Below are 8,608 nucleotides of genomic sequence, written 5' to 3'. Positions count from 1 at the left end.
GTATACTATAATATAGAAATGATTATGATAATGTTATAGAATCGGAAGGAGAAAAAATAAATGTCAAAAGAATTAGTAAAAGACAGAGTAATAAAATATTTAATAGAAGATTTATTAGTACCTCAGGATATGATTGATACAAATGTTGAATTAGCAGAATTTGAAGAAGGTGCAGAGGGAACTTTAGATATTATTGTAAATGTTAAAGATGATGAGGATTATTACGCTCCAGTAATGATAGTACAGTGTTTAGATGAAGATGTAGAATTAGAAGGGGAAGTTTTACAAAAACAAATAGAATTTCTAGAAGAAGTAGATAACATAACTATGTCAGGTAGATTGGTTTTAACTAATGGTGATGCTATGATGTATGCTGATTGGAGAGGCGAAGAGTATGATACTGAGGCAGCACTTCCAACTTATGACATAATGGTAAAAGAGTTTAATGAGATGGAACAACAAGTTAAAGATTTAGAAGAAGAACATCATCATCACGATGAAAATTGTGGATGTGGATGTAATCATCATGAAAAGTAAATAACAAGCATATATATATAAAAAGACTGTTTAATTAACAGTCTTTTTTTAGACATATATCAATTTAAAAACTTAGGATATAACAATATATAATAAAATAAATTATATATATAAGAAGGATATTAGGGTTAGAAGTAGAATAATATTATAGGTATAGTTTTTATAACTTTGTATACATAATATACAAAACAACTTATTTGAAGAAGAGGATATTATGTAATTGCAGATTATGTAGTTTTAAATTATTTATTTTTGTTTTAGCAAATTCTATGAATAGAAGGGGTTTGATTATGGATACTAAAAAAGAAAATAATTATGAAAATTATATTTGTGTGGGTTCATCAAATGTATCAAATGCGATGAAAATGTATTTAAAGGAAATTGAGGAATACAAAATGTTGTCAGCGGTAGAAGAGGTAGAGCTGGCAAAGGAAATAATCAACTCATCTTCAGTAGCAAAGGAAAAGTTTATAAATTCAAATTATAGGTTGGTAGTGAGCATAGCAAAAAGATATAAAAGAGATAGTATTGATATGCTAGATTTAATTCAAGCGGGAAATATAGGACTCATAAAAGCAGTAGAGAAGTACGATTATAAAAAAGGATACAAATTTAGCACTTATGCCACATGGTGGATAAAACAAAGCATAACAAGATATATTGATGATTGCGAAAATACTATTAGAATACCTATACATCTTCACCAAAGAATAAATTTTGTAAAGAAAAAGAAACAAGAACTTTTAAATGTATTATTAAGAGAACCAACTGTAGATGAGATTGCAGATGCTTGTGGTCTTGAGGTTGAGAAAGTATTGGAATTATTAAAACGAGATAAAAATGTTGTATCTTTGGATACACCATTAAAAGAAGATGAAGATAGTAGTTTAGTTGAATTTATACCATCAGATGCTGATTTTAAAGATGTTGTAATGCATGAAGTGGAACAACATAATTTAAAAGAAAAAATAGAAGAATTACTTACAGGTCTTGGAGAACAAGAACAGCAGGTTTTGAGAATGAGATTTGGCATTGATGATGATGACCCTAAGACATTAGAACAGATTGGAAAAGTGTTTGGAGTTACTAGAGAAAGAATAAGACAAATAGAAGCTAAAGCAATAAGAAAATTAAGACATCCAAGTAAATTAAAACAATTAAAGCATTTTTATTAATATTTTAAAGCTAATATAAAAGAAAGTAGGAGAAAGATTCTCCTACTTTTATTTTTTCTTTTGTTATACTTACGCATAGTCAATAATGGTTTTTCAATAGGAAAATATGAAGTTAATAAAATAAAAATTACTTCTACATTACTTTAACTTGTAGAAAAGTTGAGTTTTTACTAGCTTAGTGACGATTATTAATAATCATATTGATATATTTTCTTTAAAATGCACTTATATATTTCTGTTAAGTATTCTTCATTGAGGAGAATACTTTTTTAAATTTTCTTTAAATGAATAGTTATTTAGTAAAAGTGATTAAAATTTTTCAAAATAGATAAAATATGTTAAAATATAACTTAAAAATGATTATATATTTTCCTTATGTGGAGATTATTAAGTTATAAAGAAATGAATAAAATGAAATTTGAATATATAGCCAATATAAGTGTTTTTGTTTTACCAAGATTAGAAAATAATAACTCCATTTCTGTGAGCTCAATTAAATTTATACTATTAGATTTAAATTGTAATTATAGAAAATGTTGTAGAAATAAAAAACATGAAGGTAATATTATTTATGATATATTAAAAAATAAACAACTACTATTATCTTTGTAAAATGTAGGAATAATATATTAAATTATATATAATAGGCTGGCTTTTACTGAACTAAAAGAAGTGTGTTAGAAGTGGAGTGATAAAATGAGCAAGGTAGCTAAAGCAACTTTTTACTTGATGATAGTTACTGTAATATCTAAGATTCTTGGCATGGGTAGAGAATTAGTTTTATCGTCAATTTATGGAACAGGTTTGTATACAGAGAGTTATTTGACAGCTATGAATATACCAAATATTATATTTGCAGCAATAGGAACTGCTATAGTTACTACTTTTATACCAATGTATCAAGATATAAGTAGTAAACAAGGTGAAAAACAAGCAGTAAAATTTTTAAACAATGTTTTAAATATAATAGTTGGTATATGCATAATTGTAGCTATACTGGGTGTGATTTTTTCAAAACAACTTGTGAGTATATTTGCTATAGGATTTGAAGGCGAAAGATTTGAGCTTACTGTAAAATTTACCAAAGTACTTATAACAGGAATAATATTTATAGGTATCACTAGTGTTATGTCAGCATTTTTACAAATAAAAGAAAATTTTATCATAGTTGGATTTGGTAGTATCCCCTATAATATAGTAATAATTATTTCAATAATGATAAGTACCGTATTTGGACCATATGTACTTCCAGTTGGTGCTGTAGTTGCCATGATAGTTCAACTACTTTTTTACCTGTTTTTTGTTAAAAAAACAGATTACAAATATTCCTTTTACTTAGACTTTAAAGATGATAGTCTTATAAAATTGCTGGCATTACTTTCACCAGTGTTTATAGGTGTTGCTGTTAATCAAGTAAACTCATTAGTTGATACAACTTTAGCATCTACATTAGTTAAAGGTAGCATACCAGCACTTACTTATGCAGATAGGTTAAATGGTTTTGTTACAGGGACATTTACAGCCTCAATAGTGTCTGTTATGTATCCCATGCTGTCGAAATTAAGTGCAGAGAATAATCAAAAAAAATTTACAAGTTCAGTTAAATCTAGTGTAAATATGATAATAATTTCTATGATTCCTATTTCAGTTGGGTCTATTGTTTTTGCAAATCCAGTTGTTAGAATTATATTTGAAAGAGGAGCTTTTGATGCTAGAGCAACTCAAATGACAGCAACTGCTTTAGTTTTCTATGCAGTTGGAATGACTGCATTTGGACTTAGAGATATATTAGGTAAAGTTTTTTATTCATTACAAGATACAAAAACACCTATGGTAAATGGTATTATATCTGTTTGTGTAAATATAGTGCTAGATTTAATTTTAATAAAACCTATGGCTCATGGTGGTCTTGCTCTTGCAACTAGTTCATCATCAATTGCATGTATATTGTTACTTTTCCTAAATTTAAGAAGGAAAGTAGGTTATTTTGGACAAGATAAGATAATAAAAGCAACCTTAAAATCATTAGTAGCATCAGTTATTATGGGAATTTTATCATATTTTACGTATAAATTTATATTTGGACTTTTAGGAGTAGGTAGACTTAACGAGTTAGTATCATTAACCATTTCAGTAATAGTTGGAGGTGGAATTTATACATTACTAATGACCATTTTTAAAGTTGAAGAAGTTGATATGATATTAAATATTGCCAAAAGAAAGTTACACTTAAAAAACTAGTTTAACTATATTAATTATATATTTAGGAGGATTTTATGAAACACATATTAAAAACGGTAGACCATACTATTTTAAAGGCTACAACGACATGGGAAGATATTAAGGTTTTGTGTGATGAGGCTATAAACATGAATGTAGCATCAGTTTGTATACCACCATCATATGTAAAAAGAGCAGCAGAACATTTAAATAGTAAAATAAAGGTATGTACAGTAATAGGATTTCCTCTAGGATATCAAACTACTGCAACAAAGGTATTTGAAGCTGAAGATGCAATTAAAAATGGAGCAGATGAAGTTGATATGGTTGTAAATATTTCAGACATTAAAAATGGAGACTATGAGAAGATAGAAAATGAGATAAAAGAAATAAAAGCAATTATTGGAGAGAAAATATTAAAGGTTATTATAGAGACATGTTATTTAGAGGAATGTGAAAAAGTAAAGATGTGTGAGATAGTAACAGTGTCTGGTGCAGATTTTATAAAGACATCTACTGGAATGGGAACAGGTGGAGCTACTTTGGAAGATATAACGCTTATGAAAGAGCATGTTGGAAAAAATGTTAAGATAAAGGCTGCTGGAGGTGTTAAATCGATTTCTGATGCAGAAAAATTTATAGAGGCAGGTGCTGAAAGATTAGGTACTAGTTCAATATGTAAAATATTAAAAAATGAAGATATAACAGGTTATTAAAACTATTGATTTATGGATAAATCAATAACAATCAGATACTAGTTTAATTATAAATTTATAAAATAAAAAAACAGAGGGAAATTTCCCTCTGTTTTTTTATTTAGTATTGACAGAGAAGATTTTATAATATACTATAGTCATATAGTTAGTTACTTAAGTAATTAACTAACTTAGAAAGGAGGAATCTATGAAATTAATATTAAATAATGAAGAACCCATATTTATTCAAATAGCACGAGCAATTGAAGATGAAATATTATCAGATGGTATAAAAGAAGAAGAACAGGTTCCATCAACAACTGAACTTTCAAAGCTTTATAAAATTAATCCTGCTACAGTCTTGAAAGGAATAAATACATTAGTTGATAAGAATATTTTATATAAGAAGAGAGGGATAGGAATGTTTGTATCAGAGGGAGCAAGAAGTATCATAAAAGAAGTTAGGAAAGAAAACTTTAAAAATAATTTTATAAAAAATCTACTTCAAGAAGCAGATAAATTAGAAATAAACAGAGAAGAATTAGTCGATATTATAATAAATTTTAAGGGGGAGTAATGTATGAGTAGCTCTATTAGGATAAAAAATTTATCTCATAGCTTTAAAAAACAAAAGATTTTTGATAACGTGTCTCTGAATTTTGAAGAAAATAAAATATATGGTTTATTAGGAAAAAATGGTGCTGGGAAAACTACATTATTGAATATAATAGTAAATCAATTAATTCAGAATGAAGGAGAGATAGAAATTTCAGGAAAAAATATAAAAGAAGATTTAAAAGTATTGGAAGATATTTGTATTGTAAGAGAAAAAGAATTTTATAATTCAGATTTTAAAGTAGGTCAAATATTCGAGTTTTCTTCTAGCTTCTATAAAAATTATGATAAGGCATTAGAAGAAAAACTATGTAAATATTTTGATTTAAATATAAAGAAAAAGTATAGACAATTGTCTAGGGGAATGAAGACTATACTTTCAAATATAATAGGAATTTGTTCCAATTCAGCCATCACTATATTTGATGAACCAACAATTGGCCTAGATGCAGTAAACAGGCAAGAATTTTATAATGTAATCTTAGATAATTATATAAAAAATCCAAGAACGATAATAATATCAACTCATTTGATTGATGAAATAGATGATTTATTAGAGCATGTAATAATATTAAATGAAGGTAAGATTATTATAGATGAAGATATTGATACTATAAAACAAAAAGCTCATTATATTACTGGAAGCAGAGAAGAAGTAGAAAAGTTAGAAGCAATAAGAAATGTAAAGCCTAAGAAATCATTTGGAAATACAGTTGCCTACTTTTACTATGGTGACTTTAGTAAAAACGATGAAAATATAATTGAAAATTCAAATATAGATGTAGGATACATAGGATTACAAGATATGTTTGTAAGTATGACTAAAAAGGAGGTTTTGTAATTGAATGAATTAAGACCATATATGAAATTTTTTAATAAAAATACAAAACTATATATAATTTTATTTTTGGTAATGGGTGCTTTTTTAAATGTTTTACCACTTATTATTGTAACTTTTGCTAATTTGCCTAAACAAGACTTATCATCTTTCACAACGCCACTTTTAAACTATATAAGCATACTAATATTTGTATATGGAATATCCATAGTAAATAAAGATTTTTCAGGGGCTTTAAGTATAAGGGCAGATAGAAAGAATTGTATAAAAGCTATTATACTAACCTTAATTATTTTGGCTTTTGTTCTTTCTATTATAAGTATAGTTTTAATATTTTTATCAAAGTTATCTATGGAGTTTATAACAGGTTATAAGGTGGATATATTATCTTTACTGAAACAAGATTTACTTTGGATTTCTATACCCACAATAATAGAATCATCAACAGCAAATATGCCACTAGCTTACTTAAATTATTTTATAAATTTATGTATTAGTGAAATGTGTATAGGTTTGATAGGTGCTTTGTTGGGTGCTTTTACATATAGAGTTAGAAAAGCTACTAGCTTTACTCTATTGATAGGATTACCAATATTGATATTAATTTATGTAGTTAACTTTGCAATTAAACATACACAAAAAATGCTTATACATTTAGATAAAATTATTATTTTATTTGCAAATCCTTCTGTATTATTAAGGTTAAAAGTAGGAGCCATATTTATTTGTATAGCCTTAATAATATTACTACTTAGAAGAGCTCCAATCAAGGATTATGCAAATGATTTATTATAGTTAAAATAAAAATTACCTTAAAAGTAGATTTAAATAGTACTAGTAAAAAGCCCTTAAAAACCATTTGTTTTGGATTTTAAGGGCTTTAATTTCATTGCAAATATAAAGTTTCTAAAGTGAAATTTGAATACGGTTACTTTAAGCTAGCTTTATTAACTTTAACAAGTATATTTTACTAATACTTATATTTACTCTTATATTTTTTTATAAACAATATAGATATAAATATAGTTATAATTTCAGCAAATGGAACAGTAAGCCACAATCCATTTAGATGCAATATAGGAGGAAGAATTATAATTCCTATAATTACAAAAACAAAGGCACGACTAAAAGATATAATAGCTGAAATTTTTCCGTTGTGAAATGCTGTGAAAAATCCTGATGCAAATATATTTATGCCAACAAATAAAAAAGCAAAAGCAAATATTTTTAGACCTTGTAAAGCTAAACCAAATACTCCATTATCAGGATTTACAAAAACTCTAACAATAAGTGGTGCAAAAACTAACGCTACAATAAAAACTAAAATAGAAGAAACAAATATAAATTTTAAAGAATGTTTAAATGTTTCTTTTAACTTATCGCTATTTTCAGCACCAAAATTATAACTTATCAATGGTGATACTCCAGCAGCAAAACCTAGATAAACCGATGTCATCAAAAAGTGAGCATAAAGTACTATAGTAAGAGCTGCAAGTCCAGTTTCTCCTGCTAATCTTAAAGCAACTATATTAAATAAGAATGTTGTAATTCCTGTAGATAATTCTGTAACCATTTCAGAAGAACCATTTATCATTGTATCTCTTATAAGTCTAAAATCAATTTTCGGTTTTTTTAGTTTTAATGTAGACTTACTTGATAAGAAGTAGGCTACACCTAAAATACAAGTTAAAATGATACCTATAGCAGTTGCAACAGCAGCACCTAGAAGACCCATTCCAAAATATTTAATAAACACGTAATCTAATATTATATTTGTTACACCTCCAATTACTGATAGAAATAAACTAAATTTAGAGTTTCCATCAGTTCTTGTAAAATATTCAAATATAAATTTTAAAATATAAAAAGGTGTACATAAAATCATGACTTTACCATAAGTTATACAATAAGGTAGTAGTTTATCAGTTGCTCCAAGTAAAATAGATATTTCTTTGACAAAAAAATACGAGATTACTGTGAATAAAATTCCAATAATCAATGAAAATAAAACTATAAAAGAAAATGTAGAATTGGCTTCATCTTGTCTATTTTCCCCCATACGTATAGAAACTATAGCTCCTCCACCAGTTGCCATCATTATTCCAAAACCACAAACAAGGTTGATTATGGGTAGTACAATATTTATACTGGCAAGAGCATCTGAGCCAACTAATGTTGACACAAATATACCATCTATTATTGTGTATAAAGATATAAATACCATGGATATAATTGCAGGAGAAACAAATTTTAGAAATTCAAAAGTAGTGAATTTTCTTGTAAATAAATTTTCCATAAATTTCACCTCCTTTTATTACTCTCTATATATAATAAGGTATATAGTAACTATATAGTCAAGAAAAACTTTGTTAATACTATAAATGGCTTTAAATCAATAATAACTTATGTTAAGTAGGATTTATAGAATAGCGATTAATGAACTTTTATTGAAAGAATAATTATATTCTATTGAAAAGATAATTATATCTTAAGAAAATCTTTAGAAATATAGGTATATAATCTTAAGT

8 protein-coding genes are annotated in these 8,608 nt (G+C 26.6%); 7 read left to right on the top strand and 1 reads right to left on the bottom strand.

The window, feature by feature from the left end:
- Positions 1-60: 60 nt before the first annotated feature.
- From KGF52_RS19330 to KGF52_RS19300, 7 genes are all read left to right on the top strand, one after another.
- Positions 61-537, top strand: a complete 477-nt coding sequence (locus KGF52_RS19330) for a type I restriction enzyme HsdR N-terminal domain-containing protein (protein ID WP_227827359.1) — start codon at positions 61-63, stop codon at positions 535-537.
- A gap of 290 nt (positions 538-827) precedes the next feature.
- Positions 828-1,712, top strand: coding sequence for a sigma-70 family RNA polymerase sigma factor (locus tag KGF52_RS19325; RefSeq protein WP_227841305.1), 885 nt, complete (start codon positions 828-830; stop codon positions 1,710-1,712).
- A gap of 696 nt (positions 1,713-2,408) precedes the next feature.
- On the top strand, positions 2,409-3,953 hold the full coding sequence (gene murJ / locus KGF52_RS19320; RefSeq protein WP_227827360.1) for a murein biosynthesis integral membrane protein MurJ: 1,545 nt from the start codon (positions 2,409-2,411) through the stop codon (positions 3,951-3,953).
- Between the two features lie 35 nt (positions 3,954-3,988).
- Positions 3,989-4,648: a deoxyribose-phosphate aldolase gene (gene deoC, locus KGF52_RS19315; RefSeq protein WP_227841304.1), complete on the top strand. Its 660-nt coding sequence runs from the start codon at positions 3,989-3,991 to the stop codon at positions 4,646-4,648.
- A 187-nt stretch (positions 4,649-4,835) separates the two neighbouring features.
- Complete coding sequence (locus tag KGF52_RS19310) at positions 4,836-5,204, top strand: GntR family transcriptional regulator (protein WP_227432872.1); 369 nt, start codon at positions 4,836-4,838, stop codon at positions 5,202-5,204.
- Positions 5,205-5,207: 3 nt separating this feature from the next.
- Complete coding sequence (locus KGF52_RS19305; RefSeq protein ID WP_227827362.1) at positions 5,208-6,083, top strand: ATP-binding cassette domain-containing protein; 876 nt, start codon at positions 5,208-5,210, stop codon at positions 6,081-6,083.
- Positions 6,084-6,875: an ABC transporter permease gene (locus KGF52_RS19300; protein WP_227841303.1), complete on the top strand. Its 792-nt coding sequence runs from the start codon at positions 6,084-6,086 to the stop codon at positions 6,873-6,875. It begins immediately after the preceding gene.
- Positions 6,876-7,050: 175 nt separating this feature from the next.
- On the opposite strand, the gene KGF52_RS19295 is transcribed toward KGF52_RS19300, so the two are convergent.
- On the bottom strand, positions 7,051-8,376 hold the full coding sequence (locus tag KGF52_RS19295) for an MATE family efflux transporter (RefSeq protein ID WP_227841302.1): 1,326 nt from the start codon (positions 8,374-8,376) through the stop codon (positions 7,051-7,053).
- Positions 8,377-8,608: the final 232 nt, after the last annotated feature.

Source organism: Clostridioides sp. ZZV15-6597, assembly GCF_020657815.1.
GTDB lineage: Bacteria > Bacillota > Clostridia > Peptostreptococcales > Peptostreptococcaceae > Clostridioides.
Note: the sequence above shows the minus strand (reverse complement) of the source record. Positions and strands in the feature narration are given on the sequence as shown.

Coding starts and splice junctions, on each gene's coding strand:
- deoC (WP_227841304.1), top strand. CDS start 3,989: ATGAAACACATATTAAAAACGGTAGACCATACTATTTTAAAGGCTACA.
- KGF52_RS19330 (WP_227827359.1), top strand. CDS start 61: ATGTCAAAAGAATTAGTAAAAGACAGAGTAATAAAATATTTAATAGAA.
- KGF52_RS19325 (WP_227841305.1), top strand. CDS start 828: ATGGATACTAAAAAAGAAAATAATTATGAAAATTATATTTGTGTGGGT.
- KGF52_RS19310 (WP_227432872.1), top strand. CDS start 4,836: ATGAAATTAATATTAAATAATGAAGAACCCATATTTATTCAAATAGCA.
- KGF52_RS19305 (WP_227827362.1), top strand. CDS start 5,208: ATGAGTAGCTCTATTAGGATAAAAAATTTATCTCATAGCTTTAAAAAA.
- murJ (WP_227827360.1), top strand. CDS start 2,409: ATGAGCAAGGTAGCTAAAGCAACTTTTTACTTGATGATAGTTACTGTA.
- KGF52_RS19295 (WP_227841302.1), bottom strand. CDS start 8,376: ATGGAAAATTTATTTACAAGAAAATTCACTACTTTTGAATTTCTAAAA.